This window comes from Gammaproteobacteria bacterium, assembly GCA_016705365.1.
Taxonomy (GTDB): domain Bacteria; phylum Pseudomonadota; class Gammaproteobacteria; order Pseudomonadales; family UBA5518; genus UBA5518.
The window spans coordinates 745,216-771,864 of the sequence record JADIYI010000008.1; the positions used below are offsets into that span (position 1 = coordinate 745,216).

Genomic DNA, 26,649 nt, shown 5'->3' on the forward strand with positions numbered 1-26,649 from the left:
CAGGGATTTTCTTCGGCCAATCACAGGAGACGGTCATGGAGCAGCTCAGCGGACAGGATGCGATGTTCCTTTACGGGGAAATGGACAACACACCGATGCATATCGGTCCGGTGCTGATCTATGACCCTTCGACCGCGCCCGACGGAATCGTGCGTTTCAAGGATATCCTGCGTACTTTCCAGGAACGCCTGCATCGCTCTCCGGTGTTCACGCGCAAGTTGATGAATGTGCCGCTCGGGATCGATCACCCGTTCTGGGTCGATGACCCGAACACCGATGTCGAATTCCACGTGCGCCATATCGCGCTGCCGAAGCCCGGTGACTGGCGCCAGTTCTGCATCCAGATCGCACGTCTGCATGCGCGCGCCCTGGACCGTGCGCATCCGTTGTGGGAGGCCTATATCATCGAGGGGCTCGACAACATACCGGATTTGCCGAAGGGCAGTTTCGCGATGTTCCTCAAGATCCATCACGCGGCGATGGATGGCGCGACCGGGGTCGAGATCATGGGTGCGTTGCACGATCTGAGCCCGACCGCGACCGTCAACCCCCCTTCGGGCAAGCGCAAGCGGGCCGCGGCGGCGCCCGGTGAGTTGCAGTTGCTGCGCAAGGTTGCGGGCAGTGTGCTGAGGCAACCCTTCGGGCTGGTGCGGATGCTCGGAGAGGCAGTTCCGGTCTGGAGGCGGGTGCAGGAAGGCAAGAAGGAAAAGCGCTTCCGTTCGCTCGGCGACAAGGAGCGCACCCGTTTCAATGCGCGGGTGTCGCCGCACCGGGTATTCGGTGCGGTGAATTTCGATCTGCCCTCGGTGATCGCGATCAAGAACAGCGTGCCGGGGGCCACCGTCAACGACGTGATGATGACGATCGTTGCCGGCGCAATGCGCGCCTACCTGAAGGGCAAGGACGAGTTGCCCGCGAAGAGCCTTGTCACCGGTGCGCCGGTCAATGTGCGCACCGACGAGGAAAAGACCAGTGGCGGCAACGTCGTGTCGATGATGAGCATTGCGTTGCGCACCGATGTGGCTGCTCCGCTCGCACGCCTGCAGGCAGTCCACGAGGAAGCGGTCGGATCGAAGGCCTATATGAACGCGGTGGGCGCGCGCACCCTGACCGATTGGAGCAACCGGCTGCCGGCGCAGGTCACGGCGCTCGGTTTCCGGGCGGCATCGGCAACCGGGCTGCTGTCCACGACCAAGCCGGTATTCAATACCATCATCACCAATGTACCGGGTCCGCAGGTGCCGCTCTACATGGCGGGCGCGCGCCTGGTGCGCAGCTTCGGCGCGGGACCGTGCATGGACGGCAACGGCTTGTTCCAGGTGGTCACCAGTTATGCGGGACAGATTGCGATTTCGTTCCAGTCCTGCCGCGACATGATGCCCGACCCCGACGAGTACGAGGCTTGCCTGGCGCAGTCCTTCGCGGAGCTGAAGGATGCGAGCGTGAAGCTCGGTACCGCTGCCACCAGAAGTGACGGCGCGAAGACCATCAAGCGCAAGGGCGCAAAAGCCAGGACACGCGCTGCCCGGATCGAAGCGCTGGGGTCTGTCGGGACGAAGACCGCCGGCAAGGCAAAAGTTGCCGCCGGCACAAAAAAGTCCGGCAGGGGCAAATCCGCTGCTGCAACCGGGACCGCGAAATCCGTGCGTGCGGCCGGCGCGGCGAAGAGCGCAGGTGTCACGAAGCGCAGTGTCGCAAAACGCGCTGCAAGCGCGGCCACGAGGGCACGCAAACCCGCGCGCAAGGCGCGCTGAGCCATGCGCGCGCTGTTGCTCGAGCATCATGGCGAACCCGAAGCGGTTCTGCAGCTCGTCGATCTCCCCATGCCGGAACCGGGGCCGGGCGAGGTGCGGGTGCGCATGCGGCTGTCGCCGGTCAACCCGTCCGATTTCAACACTATCCGTGGTGGTTATCAGCGCAGTCTCGAACGCGTGATCTGGAATCACGGCGCGACGCAGTTGCACTTCGACCCGGGCCGCGCGCGCGCGCTGGCGTCATTGCCGGTATCGCCGGGCGCCGACGGCATGGGTGTGGTCGAGGCGGCAGGAAGCGGCTGGTTTGCGCGGCGTCTGCTCGGCAAGCGGGTGATCGTGATGGCTGCGCCCTCGGGCAACTGGCGCGAGCAGGTGGTGTTGCCGGCGATGCAGGCCATGCCGGTACCTTCAGGTGTCAGCGACGAGCAGGCCGCGATGTTTCTGGTCAACCCGCTCACCGCCTGGGCAATGGTGAATCATGTGCTGCGCGTTCCTGCCGGCACCTGGCTGCTGCAATCGGGCGGTGCGTCGCAGTTGGCGCGCATGGTCATCCGGCTCGGCAAGCGGCAGGGCTTCAGGACCATCAACCTGGTGCGCCGGGCGGAGGTTGCCGAGGAACTGCGTGCGCTGGGTGCCGACGAAGTGATCGACACCGGCAGCGAGGACCTGATCGCGCGGGTGGCGTCGATCACCGCCAACAGCGGTGTGCGCTATGCGCTCGATTGCGTGGGGGCCGATACGCTGGCGCTGATGCTGCGTTGCCTGGCGCCGGGTGCGCACCTGGTGTGTTATGGCAGTCTCGGAGGAGATGCGCTGAATTTCCCGGTACGCGACCTGATGTCGCCGGCCGCACGTATCGAAGGCTTCCTGTTGCCACAGTGGATCGCGGGCCAGAGTCTGCTCGGGCGTCTGCGCGCCACGCGCCGGGTCGGGCGCCTGATTGCCGATGGCATCCTGAGTTCAGAGGTGGGCCAGACCTACCCGCTGGAGCAGTTCCGCGAAGCGCTCGCGCAGAGCACCCGCCCCGGTCGTGGCGGCAAGGTGCTGCTGGCGTTCTGAGCTCCGGGTTCAGCGCTTTGTCCTGGACACCTTGCCGCTGGCGGCCTTGCGCCGGGTTTTCGCGCGCTTGCTCCCGCCAATCACGGCGCCCGGCGCCTTGCCGAGAAAATCCCATTTGCCCAGTTCCACGCCGTTATGGCGCAGGATGTTGTAAGCCGTGGTGATGTGGAACAGCACGTTTGGCAGGACCCAGCTCAGCAGGTAGTACTGCCCCGGAAACGTCACCGCGCCCATGCGCATCTGCAGCGTGATCTCGCGCCTTTCGCTGCCCTCAACCTGGGCCGGGCGGATGCTTTTCAGAAACGCGACGGTGCGGGCCAGGCGCTCCTGCAAATCGGCGAAAGTGGTTTCCGTATCCGCGAACGAGGGGATTTCGACACCGGCCAGACGCGCAGCGCCGCCCTTGGCCATGTCGGCGGCAATCTGCACCTGGCGCGACAGCGCGAACATGTCCGGGTAGAGCCGCGCGTTGAACAGCACCACCGGATCGATGCCCCTCGCCTTGGCGTGAGCCGCGCCTTTTTTCAGAATGGCCGACAGGGTCTTGAGGTTGTGGATCAGCACCGGTATCGATGCCTGGTACATGGACAGACTCATGGGCGTATCTCCGCAGGGTTGGGATGCCGCGCGATGGTAGCCTCGTGTTGCCGGATTGAGAAGCACGATCACGCGCGTGGACCCGAATCCATCGAATATACTCGCCTCCGCTCATCCGGAAATTTGCCAGGGAGAAGAAGCATGCGTGGATTGAAAGACAAGGTGGTGGTGATTGCGGGTGGTGGTGCGATCGGTACCGCCACGGTGGAGCGGCTTGCACAAGCAGGCGCCCGGATCGTGCTCGGTGATCTCGACGGTGCGCATGCCGCCGAGGTGGCCGACCGGATATGCGCGGGCGGCGCGGACTGCATGGGCATGCAATTCGATATTGCGGACGAGGCTTCGGTGGCGACGCTGGTCGCATGCGCGGTCGAGCGCCACGGCGGCATCGACGCGCTGTATGCCAATGCCGCCGATCTGAGCATCATCCACCAGGACTCGGACGTGCTGGGCGAGCCGCTGGCCGTGTTCGACCAGACCATCCGGGTAAACCTGCGTGGACACTGGTTGTGTACCCGCGCGGTGCTGCCCGAATTGCTGCGCCGGGGTGGTGGCTCGCTGGTCTACACCTCCTCGGGCGCGGCCTGCATGGGCGAGCCGGTACGTCCGGCCTATGCCGTCAGCAAGGCCGGCATCGAGGCGCTGATGCGCCACGTCGCTTCGAATTGGGGCAAACTGCGCATCCGCGCCAATGCGGTTGCCCCGGGACTGGTGCTGACGCCGGCCATTGTCGCCGACATGCCCGCGGAATTTCAGCAGTTTGCACTGAAGGGCGCGCGTAGCTGGCGCCTGGGCGAGCCGGCGGATATCGCCTCGATGGTCGCGTTCCTGTGTTCCGATGAAGCCCAATGGATCACCGGGCAGGTGCTGGGGGTCAACGGCGGAGCCGTGTTGGGATGACATTGCACAGACATACACCCTGCCGGCCGCCTATTTACAACGTATTTGGAGCGGCATACATTGGCGTGCGCAACAAACAATAGCCAACAAATTCCCCTTCGATCGGAGACAAGAACATGGCCACCATCACCTATCAGAATGGCATCACCATCCTTCCCAGCATCGGTGACCTCGCCGAGGTATTCAACGGGCTGGTCGTGACCAGCAGCAACGCGAGCGCCGTGGTACTGGAAAATGCCTTCGGCAAGATCACGCTGAATGCGGCGCTTGTTCCGAACCAGTTTGCCTACGGCAGCTATGGCGAGTATCCCGTCAGCGGCAATATCGAGAGCGTCAGCGTCCAGGTCTATTCGGCGGCCGGCACGCTGGCAAATTTTGCGAGCTTTGCCTATGGTGCCTCGCCCCTCGCCGTCACCAGCGTATTGAATCCTACCTACTACGGTTACGGTATCGCGTTCAATGCGGAATCGCTGTTCATCCAGGCCGACACGGTCAACGGTACCGCGGCTGCGGACTGGATGCACGGGCGCAGCGGCAATGACACCATGAGCGGTGCCGGTGGCGATGACACCCTCGATGGTGGCGCCGGCAACGACAGCCTGGCGGGCGGTGCCGGCGACGACGTTTACATACTCGACAATGCGCTGGACGTGGTGGTCGAAGGCGCGGGCGCCGGCAACGATACGGTTGCCTTGGGTGTCAACGGGTACGCAGCCTTCACCTATACGCTCACCAACAATGTCGAGAACGCCGAAATCAATCCGGCCTGGGCGGTTGGTACGAACAGCTATTACTACTACTACCCGGTCACGATAACCGGCAATGAACTCGGCAATATCATGCGCGGGGGTACCGGCAGCGATTACTTCAAGGGCATGGCAGGCAATGACCGCCTGTTCGGCGGTGATGGCAACGACACGCTGGATGGTGGCACCGGCAACGACATCATGAGCGGTGGCCATGGCAACGATACCTATTATGTGGACGCCGTTGGCGACAAGGTATTCGAATACCCGGTCAATAGCGCAATCGACCTGGTGATCAGCAGCATCAGTTACACGCTGGGTGCGCACGTCGAGAATCTCCAGCTTGCTGGAACCGCCAACCTGAAAGGGACCGGAAACGCGCTCGACAACCGGATCATCGCCAACAGCGGCAACAACGTGCTGAAGGGGCTGGACGGTATCGATACGCTGTCCTACGAGACGGCAACCACCAAGGTAACGGCAAGCCTGAACACGGCGGCGGCACAGATAACCGGTGGCAGTGGTACTGACGCGATCAGCGGATTCGAGAACCTCGTCGGGGGATCCGCCGGCGACAATCTGAAGGGCAGTGCCGCCGCCAACCGTATCGATGGGGGCCTGGGGGCCGACACCATGACGGGCCTGGGCGGGAACGATACCTATGTGGTCGACGTGGCCGGAGACAAGGTCGTGGAAGCGGCAGGTGCCGGCCTGGACACGGTGGAAAGCGCGATCAGTTACACGCTGGGCAACAACCTCGAAAATCTCACGCTCACCGGTTCCGCGGTTATCAACGGTACGGGCAATGCGCTCGATAACCTCATCATCGGCAATTCCGCTGCCAATCTGCTCATCGGCGCAGCCGGCAACGACACGCTGCGCGGTGGCTACAATTACGATAACGACACGCTGAACGGTGGTGCCGGCAACGACAGCCTCGACGGCGGCTATGGCAATGACAGTCTGCTCGGCGGCGACGGTATCGACACCCTCGACGGCGGTTACGGTGACGATATCCTGGATGGCGGCCTCGGTGCCGACAGCATGAGCGGCGGTGGCGGGAACGACACGTTCTATGTGAACAACGCCGGGGACCTGGTCTTCGACGTGGCGGATTACGGCAGCGAAACCAACACGGTCATCACGACCATCGATTACACCCTGGGTGCCAACATCGACAACCTGGTGCTGACCGACGCCGCCACTCGCGGCGCGGGAAATTACCAGGACAATGTCATCACGGCGAACGGCAACAACAACGTGTTGAATGGCGGGCGCGGGATCGACACCCTTTCCTATGCCGGTACCACCGGGGCCGTGACGGTGAGCCTCGCGCTTGCCGGGGCGCAGGCAACCGGCGGCAGTGGCAATGACGCGCTGCGCAATTTCGAAAATCTTACGGGCGGCAGCGGCAACGATTCGCTGACCGGCTCTTCACTGGGCAATGTGCTCGACGGGGGCGCCGGCAACGACACCATGGCGGGGGGCAAGGGTGACGATACCTACATCGTCAATTCGACCAGCGATGTGATCATCGAGGCAGCCTCCAGCGGCGTCGACCAGGTTCTGGCCGCGGTCACCTTCACGCTGGCAGTGAATGTCGAAAACCTGACGTTGACCGGCACGGCGACGATCAACGGCACCGGCAATGCCGCCGCCAACACCATCATCGGCAACACTGCCAACAACGAACTCATCGGAGCCGGCGGCAATGACACCCTGAGCGGTGGTCTGGGAATCGACACGCTGAACGGCGGGCTGGGTAACGATACCTACAGGATCGACACCGCCACCGACGTGATCATCGACAGCGGTGGCATCGACACCATTATCGTGGAAGGCTATTCCATCTATACGAACTATCTGATGCCGACCGGAATCGAGAACATCGACCTGTCCTCTTATTATTCGTACTACGCGATCAGTGCCACCGGTAACGCGCTGAACAACCGGATGATCGGAAATGCCAGCAACAACACGCTAATTGGCGATGCGGGCAATGACACGCTCATCGGGGGCGCCGGTTACGATAATCTGACTGGCGGTGCCGGCAACGATGTTTTCGTGTTCGATGCACCACTTTACAACGCGGATTCCCTCGCCACGACAACCGGCTACGATACGATCACGGATTTCACCATCGGCGCCGACAAGATCCAGCTCGACGACGATATCTTCACCGCGCTGCCGGTTGTTGCCAGCGGCGTTCTTGGCGCGGCGCATCTGCAAATCGGCGCGGCGGCCACCGATGCCGACGATCGTATCATCTACAACAGCGTGACCGGTGCGCTCTACTACGATCAGGACGGCAACGGGGCGCAGGCGCAGACGCAGTTTGCATTGCTCGGCACAGGGCTTGCGTTGACGGTCGCGGATTTCGCCATTATCTGAGCCTGCTTCGGCCCCGGATCAGGCGCCCTGCCTCTCGGGGCGGGGTGTCTCTCCGTCGGGCGCCACTCCCGGCAGTGTTTCGGCGGAGGAGAACAATCGGCGCAACCAACCGCGTTCGAGTTCATTGTGGCAGCCCGCGTATTGGGCGCCGTAGCGCGCGGCACGCGCCTCGACCTTGCGCGCGACCGGGCCCAGCCAGGCTTTGTTGCGGTAACTTCCGCGACGGTACCCGCCCCAGCCCTCGTGGTAGTTGAGGTATTGCGCGTAGGTATCGGTCTTGGCAACGCCATTCACCCGGTAGCTCTTGTCGATGTACCACTGCACGAAGTCGATCGAGTCGGAGAAATCATCGCGGTCCGACCAGCCGTTGCCGGTTTCGCGTTGATAATCCTTCCAGGCGGGTGTTTGTGCCTGCGCGTAGCCGAACGCGGAACTGTCGCGGCCGAGAGGAATGAAGCCAAGAAAATAGCGCATCGGCGGGCGTGCCGTGGCACGAAAGCGCGACTCCTGGTAGATAATGGCCATCGGCACCTGCAGCGGCGCTCCCCAGCGCCCGGAAGCCTCGCGAGCCGCCGTGTGCCAGCCGCGCTTTTCGGAAAACAGCGCACAGATATCGTCGGTGTTGCGCGGCGTCGATGCACTGCAGCCGCCGATTGCAAGCAGCGCAACGAGCAGCAATGGCCGTATCGGCATCATCGGGGTCCGCCCATGTGATGGCTGTCGTGCAGCCGGGTAACTGAAAGTATAGTGTTCGCGAATTTGCAACGAGGTCTGCTGTGTCGGTAAGGGTGGTATGGATTACCGGGTATTCGGGTTCGGGCAAGACCACGGTCGCGCGCAAGGTGGAGGCGGCGCTGCGCGCCGCAGGTGTTTCCACGGTACATCTCGACGGTGACGATCTGCGCTCTATCCTTGCCGGCAAATGGGGCTATGAGCGCGAGGACCGCATGGAGCTCGCGCGCAGTTATTTTCGCCTGAGCAGCCATCTTGCCGCACAGCAGCACACCGTGATCATCTCGGCGGTTGCGATGTACGACGACGTACGAGAATGGATGCGCAGCAATATCCCTGGCGCGATACAGGTATACCTGCGGGTGCCCGAGAGCGAGCGTCGCCTGCGTGACGCGGGCTCGAAGCGCGTGTACGCGCAGATCGGCAGTAGCCGGGATCTCTACGACGAACCGCGAGACGCCGACCTGGTGATCGACAATTTTGCCGAAATCAGCGCCGACGAGGCTGCGGCGCGCATCGTCGATTATTGCGAAACTTTCGAAAGTGGTGGCGAAAGCGATCGCGGGCGCCGCCGCCACTGGGCCGATTACTATCGCAATGCCGCGGTGCCCCTGCGGCCCTCCAGCTTCGCCGAGGTCGTGCTTGGGCGCATCGCAACGAATGCACGCGTGCTCGAAATTGGCTGTGGCAACGGCCGCGACGCGGTGTTTTTCGCCAACGCCGGACGCGATGTGACCGCCCTCGACGTCTCGGCGGAAGCCATCGAGCTGTGCACGCGAAACCATGCCCGCGAGGGTCTGCGTTTTCTGTGCGGAGCGCTGCCGCAACTTGCGCTCGATCTGCCCGGGGAGTTCGATTGCGCCTACAGCCGCTTCTGTCTGCATGCGATGACCGGTGGCGAAGAGCATGACATGCTCCGTGCGGCGCAACATGCGTTGTGCGATCAGGGCCTGTTCTTCATCGAGTGCCGCTCGATCAATGACCCGCTCGCACGCCAGGGTGAAGTGATCAGCCCCACCGAACGCATCCACGGCCACTACCGCCGTTTCATCGTGGCCGACGAGCTCGAGCGGCGCCTGCTCGACAGTGGATTCGGGATTGTCGACATGCTCGAATCGAACGGGCTCGCGCGCCTTGGCGACGATGACCCGGTAGTGATCCGGGTAACCGCCAGGCGTGAGACCCCCACATGAACGACAGCAGCGCGGCCCCGGCCACCCGCTATCGCGTGCAGTTGCGCAACCCGCGCGCGTTTTCGCCTTCCGGCGAGCGCAAGATCGTGTTTCACGGCGTCAACAAGAGCGGATCGAGCGCGATGGCAAAGGTGCTCGGTGCGGCCTACGAGGACGCGGGACGCGGCACCGAGTTTCACTCCCATTACCGCGGTGCGGCAAGGAGCGAGGACGAGTTCCGGCGCCTGATCGAGCAAACGCCGGGGCCGGGATTCTATGTCGGACACTATCTCTATGGCGCGTTCTTCATTCCGCGTGCCAGCCATCTTCTGGTCACGCAGTTCCGCCATCCGCTGCCGCGCACCGTCTCGGTTTACCAGTGGCTGAAGCGCAAGGCCGATGCCGACGGAAAAGCGTTTCCCGTGCTCGAAGACTGGGTGCGCAGGAACGGAGGCCGCGCCCACAGCCAGATCGGACAGTTTGCGCTGCCCCATATGCCGGATCGCGCCAGGATACTCGCGGCAATGAGCACCGCGCGGATGCTCGCGATGGCGAAGGAAAATATCGAGCGCGACATTGCCTGTATCGGCATCGCGGAGTATTTCGAGGAGAGCATTTTCCTGTTTGCGCACCTCTGCGGGCTCGAGCGGGTGCGGGCCTGGAAGCGCGATAACCGCAACAGGAACCGGCCGCTGGTGTGGGACCTTCCGCCAGCCACCCAGGCCCTGATCCGCGAGCTGATGCACGCCGATTTCGAGCTCTACGAGTGGGCCGTCGAGCGCTTTTTCGCGCAGCTGCGGCGCGCCTCGATAGCCGGTGACATCGAGGCCTACAAACGCGATTGCGAGCCACAGTACAAGGATCGGCTGATCGAACGCGATCCGCGCCTGGCGACGGGCTGGATGGCGCGCGTGAAGCAGGCGCTTGGAATGGATCCGCGCTGACCGGGCAGCACTATTGCCCGGTCCGGCGCCGGATGCAGAACCTATACTGTTGCCGCCAGTTAACGGAGTGGGCATATGTTCAACAGGATCCTTCCGTCGCGGTTTTATTTTTTTGCTGCCTGCGTGGCGGTGTTTGCCGTCGCGTTCGCCATGGCTGTGCTCAACGGCAGCAGCATTCCGTGGTGGTTGATAGCGGTGGTGAGCGGCGCGCTCAGCCTGATCGGACTCATCGACGTGCTCCAGAAAAAGCAGGCGGTGCGGCGCAACTACCCGATTCTGGCGCATATCCGTTTCCTGCTCGAATCGATCCGGCCCGAGATACGCCAGTACTTCCTCGAGACCGACACCGAACAGATTCCCTATTCGCGCCAGCAGCGCACCATCATCTACGAGCGCGCCAAGAACGAGCTCAACAAGCGCCCGTTCGGTACCCAGAACGATGTCTACAGGACCGATTACGAGTGGTTCAACCACTCGGTCGCGCCGCAGCCCATCGCAAGCCATGATTTCCGCATGAAGATCGGCTCGTCGCAGTGCAAGACGCCCTATGCGGCATCGGTTTTCAACATTTCGGCGATGAGTTACGGCGCCCTGTCACCGAACGCGATCCTGGCTCTGAACGAAGGCGCGCGTCGTGGCGGCTTTTATCACGATACCGGCGAGGGTTCGATCTCGACCTATCATCGCCGCCATGGCGGTGACCTGGTCTGGGAGATCGGTTCCGGTTACTTCGGCTGTCGCCATCCGGATGGCAGTTTCAATGCCGAGATGTTCGCGGCCAACGCGGCTTCCGAGCAGGTCAAGATGATCGAGCTGAAACTCTCGCAAGGCGCCAAGCCGGGTCACGGTGGTGTGCTGCCGGGCTCCAAGGTCAACGCGGCGATTGCCGAGGCACGCGGCGTGGCGATAGGGGAGGACTGCGTGTCCCCGGCATTCCACAGCAGCTTCACGACCCCGATCGGGCTGCTCGAATTCGTGGCGCAATTGCGGGAGCTCTCGGGCGGCAAGCCGACCGGCTTCAAGCTCGCCATTGGCCACCCCTGGGAGTGGTTCGGGATAGCCAAGGCCATGCTCGAAACGGGCATCACGCCCGATTTCATCGTGGTCGACGGCGCCGAGGGCGGGACCGGCGCCGCACCGCTCGAGTTCTGCGACCACGTGGGCGCGCCGTTGCGCGAGGGGCTGATGCTGGTGCACAACACGATGGTCGGACTTGGTCTGCGTGGTGAGGTGCATATCGGCGCGGCCGGCAAGATCGTCACGGCCTTCGATATTGCGCGTACCTGTGCGCTCGGCGCCGACTGGTGCAACGCGGCGCGCGGCTTCATGTTCGCACTCGGTTGCATACAGTCGCAGACCTGTCATACCGGGCGCTGTCCGACCGGCGTCAGTTCGCAGGACCCGGACCGCTACCGCGCGCTGGTGCCCGAGGACAAGGCCACCCGGGTCTACAACTTTCATCAGAACACCCTTCATGCACTGAAGGAACTGCTGAGCGCGGCGGGGCTCACGCACCCCGAACAGATCGGTCCCGAACACATCATACGGCGCGTCAGCTCGACCAAGGTGCGCTCGCTGGCGGCTCTGCACCATTGGGTACGGCCCAATGAGCTGCGCGATGAGCTGGTGCCCGAGCACCCGGTATTTCGCATGTTCTGGCGTCTCGCGCGCGCCGACAGTTTCGCGGCGCCGCCGAGCGTGCTCGCCGCCCGCACCACGAAGATGCGCTGATGTTCGGGTCGACGCGGCGCCATGTCATCGACGGTGCAATGGCCACCGAGCTCGAGCGCCGCGGCGCCGATCTCAACGACCGCTTGTGGTCGGCAAGGATTCTGCTGCAGTCGCCGCAGCTGATCGAGGACGTGCATTACGATTATTTTGTCGCCGGCGCGGATATCGCGCTGAGCGCCAGCTACCAGGCGACGTTTGCCGGCTTTTCCGCGCGCGGACTGGCGGACGAGGAGGCGCGTCGCCTGTTGCTGAAAAGCGTGACGCTTGCCTGCACCGCACGCGAGCGCTTCGGTGAGCAGCACCGAGACGGCACGCGACCCGCGGCGCTGGTCGGCGCCTCGATCGGCCCCTACGGCGCGCACCGTCACGATGGCTCGGAATACCGTGGCGACTACGGGGTCGGCACGCAACAGATACGCGATTTTCATCGGCGCCAGCTCGAGGTGCTGGCGCTCAGCCGTGCCGATTTCATCGCCTTCGAAACCGTACCCTGCCTGGCCGAGGGCGAAGCGATCGTGCGCCTGCTCGAGGAATTTCCCGAACTGCGGGCGTGGATCAGCTTTTCCTGCCGTGACGAACTGCATGTCTGCCATGGCGAGCGCTTCGCCGATTGCGCGGCGCTGGCCAACGAACACCCCGGCATCATCGCCACCGGCATCAACTGCAGCGCGCCGGAATTTGTCGAATCGCTGCTGGTGCAGGCGCGGGGTGTTACTGCGAAAGCGTTGTTTGCCTACCCGAACAGCGGCGAAACCTGGCGAGCCGCGGACAACTGCTGGCTGGAGCACGGAGCGCATGCCTCGCTGGCCGGGCTCGCGCACCGCTGGCTCGATGCCGGTGCCACGTTGATTGGTGGTTGCTGCCGTACCACGCCGCAGGATATCCGCGAACTCGCGCAGGCGATGCGAAACCCCTGAGCGCAGACGATATCAGGCGCGCCGCCGACCCGGGCGACCGCGCCGTCCAGCCGCGGCCTCCGGCGCGCGCGGCGCGGGAGGCGGTGGCAGTACCGGCAACTCGGTCTGATCGATCAATCCGTCCCTGACGATGCGGCGCAACTCGGCGTCGGTGGCCGCATCGGTCTCCAGCGGCTGATACGCCGCAAGACGCTTTTCGACCTCCTCGCAGGCGCGCTGGTAGAGCTCCTTCGAACCGGCTTTTTGCCAGGTCTCGCGGTTCTCGCGATCGATCACCGGATTCGTCAGGTACAGCTCCCGCGGCCAGTGCTTCAACGTATGCGGGGATGTGATCAGGTGATCGTGCGCGCGCAGATCGTTGACCAGTTCCGTGGCCGGCAGGTCATCGAGCACCTGGATCTCGCGCACGAAATGCAGACACTGGCCACAGACCTCGTTGTCGAACACCAGCTTGGGCAGGCTGAACGTCAGCACGAAATCGAGCATGCCGGGGCCCGACACCGAATTCACCCCGGCGAGCGCCGCGAGCAGTGCGCTGCTGAAGGTCTCGCCGCCGGCCTGCGCATCGAGAAACTTGCCGTCGGACAGCGCCATGTACGCCTGTGTCGGCAGCCCGAGTTTTTTTGCAATCGCCACGTAGGCGACATTCAGATGCTGGGCCTCGATCGCCGCCATCGGCGAGCTGGCGGACTTCATGTGGAAGGTCGCGGGCGCACCGCCAATCAGCACCGGCGCTCCGGGGCGCACGATCTGGCTCATGGTCAGCCCGGTCAGGGTATCGACCATGTGGAACACCAGCGCACCGACCAGCGTGACCGGGGCGATCAGTCCCATCAGCGTCACCGGCACGATCTCGACCGGGATGCCGGCCTCGACGCAGTCGAGCAGATTCTGGCAGGAATCCTCGCCATAGCGGAAATTGCCGGTCGCGGTGATCGTGAAGATCGACATCGGCTTGGCGATCAGTTCGGCGCGATCATGGCGGAACAACTGCATCATCTCGCTCATGCGAGTGACGCCGTGCTCGCCGAAAGCGCCCGAAACCACCGGTTTCCTCGAGGTGGTGAGCGTCATGTACAGCCGCCACGCGTCCGAGACCTGCGACTCGATATCCTTGTTGGTCGAGAAGGCGGTCGCGAGATAGGCGATGTGCTCGAGTCCGTCGCACAGGCGCGCGTACTCGATGAAATCGGTGGAGTCGCTGAGCCGTGTCTGCTGGGTGCGGTGATCGAGGATTTTCAGTCCGCTGGAACCCGGTACGTAGTGCACGTTGTTGCCGCCGATCTCGGCGTGCGGCAGGCCGTCACGGGTGTAGAGCGTGAACGATTTCGGGGCGCTCGCAATGGCGCGTTTGACCACTTCCGCCGGAAACAGGATGCGCTTGCCGCTGGTATCGGTCTTCAGCCCGCTGTCGAGCAGGCGCTGGCGCAATCCGGGCCCGCGGATCTCCATCCCGTCCTCGGCCATGATGCGCATGGCTTCGTCGAGGATCCGGTTGATCATCTCGTCGCCGAGGATATTCAGTGTCGGACGCATGGTTCTGAAGTTCCTGTCAAAAAGAAAGTAAATGAGCCTGGACGTCGGCGGCGTCCACGGCATCTCCAGCGCGACGTGGCGCCGGGGGCTGCGCGGAGACCTTCTGCCGCCAGGGATGGCGGCAGAGAGCGTACAGGGATGTATTCACAGCGTGTCTCCGCGCAGCCCCCGGCGCCACGTCGTGCAATCCTCGCCGCGCGACGCTTGCCGCATGCCACACCCGCTCATCCAGGGATCTCGAGCTTGCGCTTTGCGACGTAGGCAAGAAGTTCTTCCTCGACCGCCACATCCATTGTTGGCTGCTGGTACTCGGCCAGGAGCTTTTTCCAGATCGCGTTCGCGCGCCGGGCGGCATCGAGACTGCCCGCCTCCTGCCAGCTCTCGAAATTGTCGCGGCTCGAGAGCATCGGGGTATAGAACGCGGTTTCGTAGCGCGCCAGGGTGTGCGCGGTGCCGAAATGGTGCCCGCCGGGACCGACCTCGGCGATCGCATCGAGCGCGAGCTGATCGTCGTTGACTTCGATCGGTCGCAGGGTCTCGGCCATCATCTGCAGCATCTCGGCATCGACGATCAGCTTTTCGAAAGAGGCGGTGAGTCCGCCTTCCAGCCAGCCACCGGCGTGGTTGACCAGGTTGGCGTGGCCCATGATCGCGCCCCACAGCGACATACCGCTTTCGTAGGCGGCCTGCGCGTCCACGCAGTTCGAGGAGGTGGTGTTGCTCGAACGCAGCGGCAACCCGAGACGGCGCGCGATCTGCCCGCTGGCCAGCGCCGACTTGGTGTACTCGGGAGTGCCGAGCGCGGGGGCACCGCTGCGCATATCGACATTCGAGGCGAAGGAGCCGTACATCACCGGCGCGCCCGGCTTCACGATCTGTGCCAGCGTCATCACCGCGAGGACTTCCGCGGTCTGCTGCACCAGTGTGCCGGCAATGGTCGCGGGGCTCATCGAACCGGCCAGCGTGAAGGGCGTGATGCAGGTGACCTGCCCGCTGGCGGCGAGTTCCAGTACCGCTTCGGTCATCGGGATATCGAGCTGCAACGGTGAATTGGTGTTGACGATGGCGAGAATCGCGGGATCGCGCGCCAGCTCCTCGCGATCGACCCCGAGCGCGATGCAGTGCATCTCGATGCAGTCCAGGGTGCGTTCGCGCCCCAGCACATAGCCCTGGCAATTCTTGTCGGTGAGCCGCAGCTGCGCCAGATACAGATCGAGATGGCGGCTCTCGGGCGGCAGATCCATCGCCTCGAACGGTCCCCCGCCTTCCTGGTGGATGATCTCCAGGCTCTGGACCAGGCGAATGTAATCGCATTGCTCGGCGTAGGTTCCGGGGCGCCGCCCCCGATCGAGATCGCTGACGAAGGCCGGGCCGCCGATTGCGCAGAAGGCGATACGGTTGCCTCCGAGGTGCAGATCGTGCGCCCGGTTGCGGGCGCGCAAGCCGAACTCGCGCGGTGCCAGTGCCAGTTTCTCGAGCACCAGGGCGCGGTCGAAGCGCACCATCTGCGTGGCCTCGTCGCGGACGGCGCCCGCCGCGCGCAGCAGGCGGCGGCTCTCGCCCTCCAGGAAACGCATGCCGCGCGTTTCGAGCACGCGCAGGGCGCCATCGATGATCTGCTCGACCTGGTCCGCGCCCAGCACCTCGATCGGTGCATACGGGTTGCTCACCGCGCGCCACGGCAGTTGGGTGACCGCCGATACCACGCGCTTTTCGCGACCGCTACGCCGGGCCATCGCGATCTGATTCCGCCGGCAACACCGCGCGACGTTCGATGATACTGGCGGTCGGAAAGACTTCCATGTATGCCTCGCGCAGGGTGCGCACCAGCGCCTCGCGTTCGGGAGCTCCGGGTGGCGGGGTATGCGGCACCTGGCTCATCGTGCCCGCCTGCGGCGTGGGCCGCCCGCGGCCTGTTTTTCCCGGGGTGCCGGCAGCGCAACCACCCTGGCGAGCTCGGGAAAGGCGTCGCTGCGGTTCGGCAGTGTCATCGCGGCGACGAAGTGCTGCTGAAAGTTGGCCGCTATCGCGGTCTCGATCTTCTCGACCGCGCGCACCCGCTGCTCGATCAGGGTGCGCGAATGCCGGTCGAGCAAGGCAATGCGGGCGCCGGTCCCGGCGGCATTGCCGGCCGAGGAGACGTTCTCGAGGCGGCAGTCGGGAATCATGCCCAGCACCATCGCGTACTTCACGTCGATATGGGCGCCGAATGCGCCGGCGAGGCGGATGCGCTCGACTCGCTCGACACCGAAGCGCTCCATCAGCAGGCGGGCGCCGGCATAGAGCGCCGCCTTGGCGAGCTGGATCGCGCGCACATCGTTCTGCAGGATCCGTACTCCCGGTTCGCCTTCGTGCAGCACGTAGGAATAAGTGCGCCCGTCACCGAGCACGCGCGCCGAGCGCTCCGCCATCTTGCCGAGCACGGTGCCGTCCTCGGCGATCACGCCGGCCAGGAACAGCCCGGCGATCGCCTCGATGATGCCCGAACCGCAGATCCCGGTAACGCCGCAGGCGGGCATCGCGGTGGCGAAGCCCGGATCGTCGGACCACAGCTCGCAACCGATCACCTTGAAGCGCGGCTCCAGCGTGTCGGGATCTATGCGCACGCGCTCGATCGCCCCGGGTGCGGCACGCTGTCCGGAGTTGATCTGTGCGCCCTCGAAGGCGGGTCCCGTGGGGCTCGATGCGGCGAGCAGGCGCTCGCGGTTGCCGAGGATGATCTCGGCATTGGTCCCGACATCGACGATCAGGCTCAGCTCCTCGCGCTCCCACGGTGCTTCGGCCAGCAACACGCCGGCGGCATCGGCGCCGACATGGCCGGCGATGCAGGGCAGCGCATACAGATAAGCACCGGGGTTGAGGGCGATGCCGAGCTGTGCGGCCGGTATGCTGAACGCCCCGTCGCTGGCGAGCGCAAACGGCGCGGTGCCGAGTGCGACCGGGTTCAGGCCCAGCACCAGGTGCTGCATGATCGGGTTGCCGACCAGGGTCAGCTCGACGATCTCGGTGAGCGCGATGCCGGCCTCGAGGGCGAGTTCGGCGGCGAGCTCGCTGATCGCGGCACGCACCACCCGTGTCAGCTCTGCTTCGCCGCCCGGGTTCATCATGATGTAGGAGACGCGGCTCATCAGGTCCTCGCCGAAACGGATCTGCGGGTTCATGCGCCCGGCGCTTGCCAGCACCTCGCCGCTCGCCAGTTCGCACAGATGGGCTGCGATGGTGGTGGAGCCCACGTCGAGTGCGATGCCGTAAAGCCGGGTCTGCAGGCCCGGCCACACGGCGATGATTTCGCGCTGCTCACGAACCGCGACGGTGACCTGCCAGTTACCCTCGCGGAGCGTGCGTTGCAGTGCCTGGATCGCGGGCAGCGCGCAGCTCAGCCCCTCGAGGCCCCACTCGCGGTGCAGCGCATCGAGCAAGCGTTCGAGATCGCCGCTCGGATCGTGCATATCGGGTTCGGCAACCACCACGAAATGGGCATGCACCACCGGTGCGATCGCGATGTCGTGGGCTTCGTGCGGTTTGCGCACCACCTGGTGATGCACCTGGCTGCCCGCAGGCACGTCGATCGCGACATCTTCGAGCACCAGCGCCTGGCAGCCGAGCCGGCATTCCGGGTCCAGGCGGCGGCGCGCACCGTAGTCGAGCTCGCTGGCGGTGGCCGGCGACAGGCTGGCGGCGCGTGACACGATACCGTGCTTGGGCAGTTCGCCTGCGGCGACCTGTACCTGGCAGCGACCGCAGATCGCGCGGCCTCCGCAGACCGAATCGAGATCGACGCCCAGCTTGCGCGCCGCGGTCAGCACGCTGGTGCCGCGGGCGACATGACCACGGCGCCCCGATGGCGAGAACACGACCAGGGCGGAATCCGATCCCGTCGTCATCTTGCGTCTCCGGGAACGGGTTCTGCAGCGATTCCGCGGCGTCCACCGCGGCGCCCTCCGCGCGCTTCGACACCATCGGGCAGCGGATTGCGGTAATTGCGGATCCAGTTCGCGCACTGCGGATCGTGACCCATCACGGTATCGGCGCCGCGCACCGCCTGCATCAGCTCGGGATGCAGTGGATTGGTGATCGCCGAGGTCATGCCGCTGGCGATCGCCATGCTGATGAACGAGGCGTTCAGACCGTTGCGGTTGGGCATACCGAAGCTCAGGTTGGAGGCCCCGCACGTGGTATTCACGCCGAGTTCATTGCGCAGGCGCTGCACGAGGTACATCACCTGGCGTCCGGCGCTGTTGATGGCACCGATCGGCATCACCAGCGGATCGACGATCACGTCGCTGGCCGGTATGCCATGGTCGGCGGCGCGCTCGACGATCTTTTTCGCCACCGCGAAGCGCACGTCGATGTTTTCCGAGATGCCGCTGTCGTCATTGGATATCGCGACCACCGCGCAGCCATATTTTTTCACCAGCGGCAGCACCCGTTGCAGGCGTTCCTCCTCGCCGGTGACGGAATTGAGCAGCGCCTTGCCCTGGTAGGCGGCAAGTCCTGCTTCCAGCGCCTCGACGATCGAGGAATCGATGCTGAGCGGGACATCGGTGATCGACTGCAGCAGGCGGATGCACTCGGCGAGCATGCGCGGTTCGTCCGCCAGGGGTATGCCCGCGTTCACGTCGAGAATCCGCGCGCCGGCGGCGACCTGGGCCAGCGCGTCGGCCTGCACCCGGCTGAAGTCACCGGCTTTCATCTCCTCGGCGAGCAGCTTGCGGCCGGTCGGATTGATGCGTTCGCCGATCACCACGAAGGGGCGATCAAAGCCGATCACGACCTCGCGGGTGCGAGAGCTGAGCACGGTGTCAGTCATCGGAGGGTTCCTTTGCCGCGGTGAGGGTGGCTGCGTTGGCGGGCGCTTTCAATCCGGATACGAGCCCTCCTGTCTTGATCACGGCCTCGAGAAGGGGCTCGGGAAAGTGGCTCTCGAGTTCCGCCACGCGCGCGCTGACCAACTGTTCGATATCGCCCGTGACTTCCTCCGATTCGCGACGCCAGTCGGCAAGGTAGGCATCGCTCGAGCCCCGACCGGCGCGCATCGCCGCGCGGTCGATGGCCTTGGCGAACCGTGGTGCCAGCACCTGCTTGTGGTTGCTGCGCCCGACCCGGCCGATCACCTGTGCCGGAATGTCGCGCCAGAAGATGCTGATCAGTTTTGCCATTGCATGACCTGTTCGCCGACGGCGTGCCGAAGGTGCGCGAGCCCGGTGAAATGCCGCTCGTAGGCCAGGCCGAGAAAGCTGGCATGCTGCTCGGCGAGGCGATCGAGTGCCGGGTCCTCGGTTTGCGCCAGGTACACCAGGCGGCGATAGTTGCCGAAGTACTGCGGCAACAATTGCGGGTACCGGTCCAGTCCGAGCCCTTCGCGCACCAGGCGATCGAAATGTCGCGCCAGGAAATCCGTGAGATAGAAGCTCCCCGGCTCGGCATCGGCGAGCGCATGAAAGCTCGTGGAACCCGCCAGGAACTCATAGCAATGCGCGCCCGGCAGGCGTGCGATGCGGTGGCGCTCCAGCAGGCGGTCGATGGCGCCGCCGGTTCCGCAATCGGCATAGGCCACGAAGATGCGGTCGAAATGTGCGCGCTGGGCGAGGATCATCTGCTCCAGCGCCGGCACGATGCGTTCGGGGTGGTTGTGCAGCGCCGCATCGAGACAACGCAGGCTGAGGTGCGACCAGCCCGGCTGCCGGCACAGCTGCGCGAGTTCGCGCGCGATTGCGCCACAGGCGATCAGCAACACCGGGCCGCCCATCTCGCTGCCCGCTACGCGCGTGCCGCGCGTCGCTCCTGCACCAGGCGCTTGGCCACTTCCACCGCGGTGGCAGCGTCGCGACAGTAGGCGTTGGCGCCCACTGCCTTGCCGAACTCCTCGTTGAGCGGCGCGCCCCCGACCATCACGATGTAGTCCTCGCGCAGTCCCTTCCGGGTCATGGTGTCGATCACGACTTTCATGTACGGCATGGTGGTGGTGAGCAATGCCGACATGCCGAGGATCTCGGGGCGGTGTTGCTCGAGCGCCGCGATGTAGGCGTCGGCATCGGTATTGATGCCGAGGTCGATCACCTCGAATCCGGCGCCCTCCATCATCATCCCGACCAGGTTCTTGCCGATGTCGTGAATATCGCCTTTCACGGTCCCGATCACCATCTTGCCGACCGGCTCCGCGCCGGTACTGGCCAGGATCGGTTTCAGGATGGCCATGCCGGCCTTCATCGCGTTGGCGGCGAGCAATACCTCGGGCACGAACAGGATGCCGTCGCGGAAATCGACACCCACGATGGTCATGCCCGCGACCAGCGCCTCGTCGAGTACCTTTTTTGCCGCCCAGCCACGTCCGAGCAGGATGTGGGTGCCTTCGCTGATCTCGTCGGCGAGACCGTCGTAGAGGTCATCGAACATCTGTTCGACGAGCTCCGCATCGGAAAGGTCCGCGAGAATGATGTCCTGGTTGTCGTCGGCCGGTGTTGTCATGGTGCTTATCCCTTTCGAGTCAGGTGTCAGGGGGCGAGAGTCGTTGCCACCTATTCTAAACAACTGTTCAATAAAAGCGCTATTCCCGGGGTAAATGCTCCGCCACTACACCACTCCGGTCGTAACGGCTACTATCTCCGGCCCCCCGACGGGACGGCCCCGCGTCCGGGTAGCCGCATGGAACAACCGATGCCATTCGACAGCGCTGCCATCCGCAATGAATTTCCCTCGATCAACCTGTGCGACGGGGGTTTGCCGCGGATCTATTTCGACAACCCGGCCGGTACCCAGGTGCCGCGCCGCGTGATCGAGCAGATCAGTGATTGCCTGGTGCGGGCCAATGCCAACCTTGGTGGACATTTCGCCAGCAGCCGCATGGCCTGCGAGCTGGTGGACGCCGCACACCAGGCGATGGCGGATTTTCTCGGCGCGGGCTCGGCCGAAGAGATCGTGTTCGGCCAGAACACCACCTCGCTGATTTTTCATATATCGCGCTCGATCGGGCGCACCCTGAGCCCGGGCGACGAGATCGTGCTGACGCGCATGGACCACGACGCCAATATCGGACCGTGGCTGATGCTGGCGGAGGACCTCGGGCTGAAAGTGCGCTGGTGGGAGGTCGATACCGCAACGTTCGAGCTCGATATCAACGCCCTCGAACCCCTGCTCGGCGAGCGCACCCGGCTGGTGGCGGTGAATCATGCGAGCAATGCGCTCGGTACCGTCACCGATGTGGCGGCCGTGGTGGAGCGCGCCCATGCGCACAATGCGCTGGTGTTCGTCGATTCGGTGCAATACGCCCCGCATGCCCTGATCGATGTGCGTGCACTCGGCTGTGATTTCCTGGTCTGTTCACCCTACAAGTTCTACGGTCCGCACCAGGGCGTGTTGTGGGGGCGCCGCGAATTGCTCGAAGGGCTGACGGCTTATCGTGTGCGCCCGGCGGGTGACGTGCTGCCGCACAAGTTCGAGACCGGTACGCTCAGTCACGAGGGCATGGCCGGCACGCTGGGCGCGGTGGAGCATATCGCCTGGGTCGGCCAGGCCATGGGCGGGCTTGCCGCGGACAGCGGGCGCCGGACTCAGCTGCGGCGCGCTTTCGAGCTGTTGCAGGGACACGAAAACGAGCTGGTCCGGGCGCTGCTCGCGGGGCTCGCGAAGTTGCCGGGGCTGCGGGTGCTCGGCATCACCGACCCGGCGCGCATGGCGTGGCGGGTACCGACGGTGTCGTTTGTCCGTGAGCAGCACACGCCGGAGGCAATCGTGCGCGAGCTGGCGCGGCACAATATCTTTGCCTGGAACGGGCACAATTACGCGCTCGAACTGTATCGGCAGCTGGGCATGGAGCGCAGCGGCGGCGTGCGCATCGGTTTTGCCCAATACAACACCCTGGCCGAGGTCGAGCAACTGCTCGAGGTGCTTGGCGCGATGGTATAAGAGGCTTTTTACAATCCTGATAACCCGCTCGAGAGGCGACGAGAAGTGGCCCGGGCCAATGGATCGGAAGTAAAACGATGCGCAGAATGGCGATTACCGATGCCTTTTTCCTGATGAACGAAACCCGCCAGACACCGATGCATGTGGGCGGTATCAATCTCTTTACCCTGCCGGAAGGCACCGACGAGCAGGAGTTTCTGCAGCATCTGGGCGAGGTACTGCGCTACGACGGGGAATTGCGCCGGCCCCTGGGCGAGCGCCTGAAACTGGGGCCCCTCGGTGTCGCCGGCCCGATCCATTGGGAGCGTGACGATCAGCTCGACATGGAATACCACGTGCGGCACTCGGCGCTGCCGAAGCCCGGCCGTTACCGCGAGCTGTTCGCACTGGTCTCGCGGCTGCACAGCACCCTGCTCGATCGCAATCGCCCGATGTGGGAAATGCACCTGATCGAAGGGCTGCAGAAGCGCCAGTTCGCGACCTACATGAAAGCGCATCACTGCGCGATCGACGGTGTCGGGGCAATGCATCTCACCAACAGCATGCTCTCGAGCAGTCCGCGGACCCGGATTCGCCAGTCGCCGTTCTCGATAGAGGCCTACGAGGCCTATCGCAAACGACTTGGCCGGACCAGGGCACGCCCCAGGCCGACTCCCGACACGCGCGATCTGCGAGTGGTGGCGGATGCGATAAAGGAGCAACTCGGCACTTCGGTCAATGTAGCGAGCGCGCTTGGACGCTACGCCGGGGTATGGTTCGGACGAGGCGGCGACCTGGCGGTGCCGTGGCGCAACGTGCCGCACACCCATTTCAATACCGCGGTGAGCGGCTCGCGCCGGTTCGTGGCGCAATCGTGGCCGTTTGCGCGGGTGCGCGCGGTGGGCAAGGCATTCGATGGCACCCTGAACGATGCGGTGCTGGCGGTCTGCGCGGGTGCGTTGCGGCGTCACCTGATCGCCGAGGGCGATCTTCCCGCGCATTCGCTGAAGGCCATGGCGCCGATATCGCTGCGGGCCGAGGGCGATCTCGATTCGGCCAACGCCGTGGGCTTTCTTACCGCCGATCTGGCCACCAACATTGCCGATCCGGACAAACGCTTTGCCGCCATCAGGCATTCCATGCAGGCAGGCAAGCAACAGTTGGCCGGGATGACGCCGCGCGAGATCGAACTGTATACCGTCGTGACCCAGGGGCCGATGCTGCTCAGCACCGTGCTGGGACTCGCCAGCCGTTTCCCCGCGTTCAGCACCGTGGTGTCCAACGTGCCGGGGCCGCGCGAAACCATGTACTGGAACGGCGCGCGTCTCGACGGCATCTATCCGGCGTCGATTCCGTTTCACGGATTCGCGCTCAATATCACGCTGGTCAGCTACGGCGGGAATCTGGATTTCGGGATCGCGGCCTGTCGTCGCTCGGTGCCGCGGGTGCAACGGCTGATCGATTACATGGAGGAAGCACTGGTCGAGCTCGAGGTGACAGCGGGCCTGCGCAAGGCGCCGCGAAAAACCGGAGCTACGCGCCGTGGCAGGACAAGAACCGCAACGCGGGTGCGGCCATGAATTGCCCGCCGGGTACTGCAGTCCGCAGGGGCGCCGCCGCCATCGTGTATGTTGCGGTGCTCGGTTCCTGCGCCGCAACGGCAACCGCGCCGGGCCAGGCGCGCAACGTGATACTGATGATCGGCGACGGCATGGATGAACAGCAGATCACGCTGGCACGTGATTACGTCCATGGAGCCGAGGGCGGTTTTGCGATGGAACAGATGCCGCGCAGGGTATCGGTGAAAGTACAGACCGTGATGGAAGCTCCGCCGCATGGCACCGATTTCATTGCCGACAGCGCCAACACCGCGACCTCGATCGCAACCGGTGAATTGACCAGCCAGGGGCGCCTCGCGACCAGCGCCGGCGACGACCGTGAGCTCCCGACCATCGTCGAACAGGCCTGGGCGGGCGGCTTGCGTACGGGCATCGTGACCACGGCAAGGGTGACCGATGCCACGCCGGCCGCATTCGTGGCCCATGTCAGTTCGCGCGAATGCGAGGGACCGCGGAGCACTGCGCCCGCCGCCGGAGTGTCTGGGTGCCCTGCCGATCTGCAAAGCGCCGGTGGCAGGGGTTCGATCGCGGAACAGCTGGCGGCCTCGAAGCTCGATCTGCTGTTTGGTGGCGGCGCGCAGTATTTCGCCGAGCCGGCTCCGGGCGCAGGCACCGTCGCCGGGATCGCGCAGCGCAACGGCTTCCGGGTGCTGCACGATGCGCGGCAGATGACGGAGTTGCAGCCGGGTGCGCGGGCGCTGGGCTTGTTTGCGCGCGGCAACCTCGCGCGCGAATGGAGCGGTGAAAACGCCCGCGTGGCGGAGACGATTGCGCTCGATGCGCAGGGCAAGCCGCGGTTTCCGCAGCCTTTTGGCTGCGTCCCCAACATCGCCGACCAGCCACCCGTGACACTCGAGGCGATGACGCGCCAGGCGCTGCGGCTGCTCGAGACGGACAATCCACGCGGTTTCCTGCTGGTCGTGGAGGGCGCATCCATCGACAAGGCCGCGCATGACCGTGATCCCTGTGGCGAAATCGGCGAGTTGCAGGCCTTCGACCGTGCGGTGAAGACGGCGCGCGAGTTCGTCGCCGCGAATCCCGATACCTTGCTGATCGTGACGGCCGACCACGCCCAGGCCGGGCAGGTGGTCGGAGCGCCGGCGCTCTACCGCGAGTATGGCGAGTGGTCGGGCCGCGCGGAATACAACCCCGGCTTCTACGCGGTGCTGCGCACGCCGCGCGGAGAACTGCTCGGCGTGAGTTACGCAACCAATGCCGCGGGCACCCAAGAGGAGCTGCATACCGGCGGCAATGTGCCGGCCTATATCGAGGGACCCGGTAGCGCCAGGGTGCCGATCCTGATCGCACAGCGTGAGTTGTATACCCTGATGCACGCGCATCTCGGCTTGCCGATGGCAGACAGCGCCGCCACGCCCTGAGGTCCGCGCTCGGGTGTTGCCACGATCGGCGCAGTCGGTTCCCGCAATCTGCTCGTCGCTGACCGCGTCGGATCGAGGTCGATGCGATTGTCCGCAATCGCGAGCTGTTTGCCGATCGCGAAGAGTCCGCCGATGCAGACATCGGCGGTACCGGCGCGTTTCACGGCGTCCACGGTTCAGGCATTGCGCAGGGTGGCGAGCTCGCTCGCATCGAGCTGCAACTCGCAGGCGAGCGCGCTGTCGCGCAGTTGCTGGGTGTTGCTGCAGCCGATGATCGGAATGGTCGGGTGCGGTTGGCACAGCAGGTAGGCCAGTACCACTTCGTTGATCGAGACACCGTGGCGCGCCGCCACCATCTCGATCACCACCAGTTTCCGGCGGTTGGCATCGTTGCCATAGAGTGCCGCGACATCGGCCGCCAGCGGCACGCCGATGGCCAGCTTCGAGAATACGCCGCGGCTCTGTGCCGAGTAGGGAATCATGGAGAGTCCCTGCTCGTGCAATTCGCGGTACCCGTCCTCGTAATAGCCGCCCGGCGCGTAATTGTGCATCGCCGTGCGATCCGGTTCCGCGAGCCCCCACATCGGCTGGCAGGCCACGAAGCCCTGGTGACCGATCCTGGCGGCGTGGGCCTGCGCCTTGCGGATCCGCGCCGGACTCCAGTTGGAGCAGCCGAAATGGCGGATTCGTCCGGCCTGCTGCTGGGCGATCAGCGCATCGATGATGGGTTGCACGGGCTGCCCGGGATCGTCGCGGTGCAACCAGTAGAGGTCGATATGGCCGATGCCGAGGCGTTCCAGGCTGCCCGCGATATCGCGCTCGAGATGTTCCGGGCTCACGCGCAGCGTGAAGTCCGCGCGATAGTCGAACTCGCAGCCCTTGGTGGCAATGATCCAGTCTTCGCGGCGCTGGCGCGCCAGCCAGCGGCCCAGCGCGAGCTCGGAGGCCCCTCGCGGCGCGGTGCTCATCCAGTCGCCGTAGGCGGCCGCGGTATCGAGGAAATTGCCACCGAGCGCAGTGTAGGCCGCGAGAATATCGGCCACGCGCTCGTCGTCCAGCACGGTACCGAACTGGTTGGTGCCCAGGCACAGTTGGCTCGTTGTCATGTCGGTGCCGGGGAGGGTCAGTCGCTGCATGGTGTATTCGCTCTGTCGATGGGCAGGTGATTGCCGCTGTTTTGGATGGCGGGTTTCGGCAACTTCAGGCCCGGGTTCCGGGTCGCAATAAAGCTCCCGGGATGGATTATGCGCGAGGAGCACTAGGTCTGCATCATTGCGGCGCGTCTTGT

At 64.7% G+C, this 26,649-nt stretch carries 21 protein-coding genes and 1 pseudogene; 11 read left to right on the forward strand and 11 right to left on the reverse strand.

Annotated elements, in window-relative coordinates; genetic code table 11:
* Positions 1 to 35: 35 nt before the first annotated feature.
* Together IPF49_11020 and IPF49_11025 are read left to right on the forward strand one after the other, a co-directional pair.
* Positions 36 to 1,754: a wax ester/triacylglycerol synthase family O-acyltransferase gene (locus IPF49_11020; GenBank protein ID MBK6288145.1), complete on the forward strand. Its 1,719-nt coding sequence runs from the start codon at positions 36 to 38 to the stop codon at positions 1,752 to 1,754.
* A gap of 3 nt (positions 1,755 to 1,757) precedes the next feature.
* A complete protein-coding gene (locus IPF49_11025) occupies positions 1,758 to 2,813 on the forward strand; it encodes a zinc-dependent alcohol dehydrogenase family protein (GenBank protein MBK6288146.1) in 1,056 nt (351 codons plus the stop codon).
* Positions 2,814 to 2,822: 9 nt separating this feature from the next.
* On the opposite strand, the gene IPF49_11030 is transcribed toward IPF49_11025, so the two are convergent.
* Positions 2,823 to 3,410, reverse strand: coding sequence for a DUF1993 domain-containing protein (locus tag IPF49_11030; protein ID MBK6288147.1), 588 nt, complete (start codon positions 3,408 to 3,410; stop codon positions 2,823 to 2,825).
* Between the two features lie 141 nt (positions 3,411 to 3,551).
* On the opposite strand from IPF49_11030, the gene IPF49_11035 reads away from it, so the two are divergent.
* On the forward strand, positions 3,552 to 4,310 hold the full coding sequence (locus IPF49_11035; protein MBK6288148.1) for an SDR family oxidoreductase: 759 nt from the start codon (positions 3,552 to 3,554) through the stop codon (positions 4,308 to 4,310).
* A 116-nt stretch (positions 4,311 to 4,426) separates the two neighbouring features.
* Complete coding sequence (locus tag IPF49_11040) at positions 4,427 to 7,447, forward strand: calcium-binding protein (protein MBK6288149.1); 3,021 nt, start codon at positions 4,427 to 4,429, stop codon at positions 7,445 to 7,447.
* A 90-nt stretch (positions 7,448 to 7,537) separates the two neighbouring features.
* Here the strand turns inward: IPF49_11040 and IPF49_11045 are convergent.
* Positions 7,538 to 8,143 (reverse strand): annotated as a pseudogene (locus tag IPF49_11045) (hypothetical protein).
* An 80-nt stretch (positions 8,144 to 8,223) separates the two neighbouring features.
* Between IPF49_11045 and IPF49_11050 the strand changes: the two are divergent.
* From IPF49_11050 to mmuM, 4 genes are all read left to right on the forward strand, one after another.
* Positions 8,224 to 9,372 (forward strand): adenylyl-sulfate kinase, encoded by a 1,149-nt coding sequence (locus IPF49_11050; GenBank protein ID MBK6288150.1) that lies wholly within the window; start codon positions 8,224 to 8,226, stop codon positions 9,370 to 9,372.
* On the forward strand, positions 9,369 to 10,295 hold the full coding sequence (locus IPF49_11055; protein MBK6288151.1) for a hypothetical protein: 927 nt from the start codon (positions 9,369 to 9,371) through the stop codon (positions 10,293 to 10,295). Before IPF49_11050 ends, IPF49_11055 begins: the two co-directional genes overlap by 4 nt.
* 150 nt (positions 10,296 to 10,445) lie before the next feature.
* Positions 10,446 to 12,026, forward strand: coding sequence for an FMN-binding glutamate synthase family protein (locus IPF49_11060; GenBank protein MBK6288152.1), 1,581 nt, complete (start codon positions 10,446 to 10,448; stop codon positions 12,024 to 12,026).
* A complete protein-coding gene (mmuM, locus tag IPF49_11065) occupies positions 12,026 to 12,943 on the forward strand; it encodes a homocysteine S-methyltransferase (protein ID MBK6288153.1) in 918 nt (305 codons plus the stop codon). Before IPF49_11060 ends, mmuM begins: the two co-directional genes overlap by 1 nt.
* 12 nt (positions 12,944 to 12,955) lie before the next feature.
* On the opposite strand, the gene IPF49_11070 is transcribed toward mmuM, so the two are convergent.
* The 8 genes from IPF49_11070 to IPF49_11105 form a co-directional block, all read right to left on the reverse strand.
* Positions 12,956 to 14,479, reverse strand: coding sequence for a trimethylamine methyltransferase family protein (locus tag IPF49_11070; GenBank protein ID MBK6288154.1), 1,524 nt, complete (start codon positions 14,477 to 14,479; stop codon positions 12,956 to 12,958).
* Between the two features lie 224 nt (positions 14,480 to 14,703).
* Positions 14,704 to 16,215 carry a trimethylamine methyltransferase family protein gene (locus tag IPF49_11075; GenBank protein ID MBK6288155.1) on the reverse strand — a complete coding sequence of 504 codons (1,512 nt, stop codon included), beginning with the start codon at positions 16,213 to 16,215 and terminating at the stop codon, positions 14,704 to 14,706.
* Complete coding sequence (locus IPF49_11080; protein MBK6288156.1) at positions 16,202 to 16,360, reverse strand: hypothetical protein; 159 nt, start codon at positions 16,358 to 16,360, stop codon at positions 16,202 to 16,204. The genes IPF49_11075 and IPF49_11080 overlap by 14 nt, the downstream gene beginning before the upstream one ends.
* Positions 16,357 to 18,363, reverse strand: coding sequence for a DUF4445 domain-containing protein (locus tag IPF49_11085; GenBank protein MBK6288157.1), 2,007 nt, complete (start codon positions 18,361 to 18,363; stop codon positions 16,357 to 16,359). The genes IPF49_11080 and IPF49_11085 overlap by 4 nt, the downstream gene beginning before the upstream one ends.
* Positions 18,360 to 19,289 (reverse strand): dihydropteroate synthase, encoded by a 930-nt coding sequence (locus tag IPF49_11090; GenBank protein MBK6288158.1) that lies wholly within the window; start codon positions 19,287 to 19,289, stop codon positions 18,360 to 18,362. The genes IPF49_11085 and IPF49_11090 overlap by 4 nt, the downstream gene beginning before the upstream one ends.
* The gene (locus tag IPF49_11095; protein MBK6288159.1) at positions 19,282 to 19,638 is read right to left on the reverse strand and encodes a virulence factor; all 357 of its coding nucleotides are present in this window, start codon (positions 19,636 to 19,638) and stop codon (positions 19,282 to 19,284) included. The genes IPF49_11090 and IPF49_11095 overlap by 8 nt, the downstream gene beginning before the upstream one ends.
* On the reverse strand, positions 19,626 to 20,228 hold the full coding sequence (locus IPF49_11100) for a DUF1638 domain-containing protein (GenBank protein MBK6288160.1): 603 nt from the start codon (positions 20,226 to 20,228) through the stop codon (positions 19,626 to 19,628). Before IPF49_11100 ends, IPF49_11095 begins: the two co-directional genes overlap by 13 nt.
* An 11-nt stretch (positions 20,229 to 20,239) precedes the next feature.
* The gene (locus IPF49_11105; protein MBK6288161.1) at positions 20,240 to 20,947 is read right to left on the reverse strand and encodes a corrinoid protein; all 708 of its coding nucleotides are present in this window, start codon (positions 20,945 to 20,947) and stop codon (positions 20,240 to 20,242) included.
* Between the two features lie 177 nt (positions 20,948 to 21,124).
* Between IPF49_11105 and IPF49_11110 the strand changes: the two genes are divergently transcribed.
* The 3 genes from IPF49_11110 to IPF49_11120 all read left to right on the forward strand — a co-directional run bounded on the left by IPF49_11110 (position 21,125) and on the right by IPF49_11120 (position 25,361).
* Entirely contained in the window at positions 21,125 to 22,384 is a 1,260-nt protein-coding gene (locus IPF49_11110; GenBank protein ID MBK6288162.1) for a cysteine desulfurase-like protein, read from the forward strand.
* 77 nt (positions 22,385 to 22,461) lie between these two features.
* The gene (locus tag IPF49_11115) at positions 22,462 to 23,943 is read left to right on the forward strand and encodes a wax ester/triacylglycerol synthase family O-acyltransferase (protein MBK6288163.1); all 1,482 of its coding nucleotides are present in this window, start codon (positions 22,462 to 22,464) and stop codon (positions 23,941 to 23,943) included.
* Positions 23,940 to 25,361: an alkaline phosphatase gene (locus IPF49_11120; protein MBK6288164.1), complete on the forward strand. Its 1,422-nt coding sequence runs from the start codon at positions 23,940 to 23,942 to the stop codon at positions 25,359 to 25,361. The genes IPF49_11115 and IPF49_11120 overlap by 4 nt, the downstream gene beginning before the upstream one ends.
* Before the next feature lie 176 nt (positions 25,362 to 25,537).
* Here the strand turns inward: IPF49_11120 and IPF49_11125 are convergent, their stop codons facing one another.
* Positions 25,538 to 26,497: an aldo/keto reductase gene (locus IPF49_11125; GenBank protein ID MBK6288165.1), complete on the reverse strand. Its 960-nt coding sequence runs from the start codon at positions 26,495 to 26,497 to the stop codon at positions 25,538 to 25,540.
* Positions 26,498 to 26,649 lie beyond the last annotated feature (152 nt).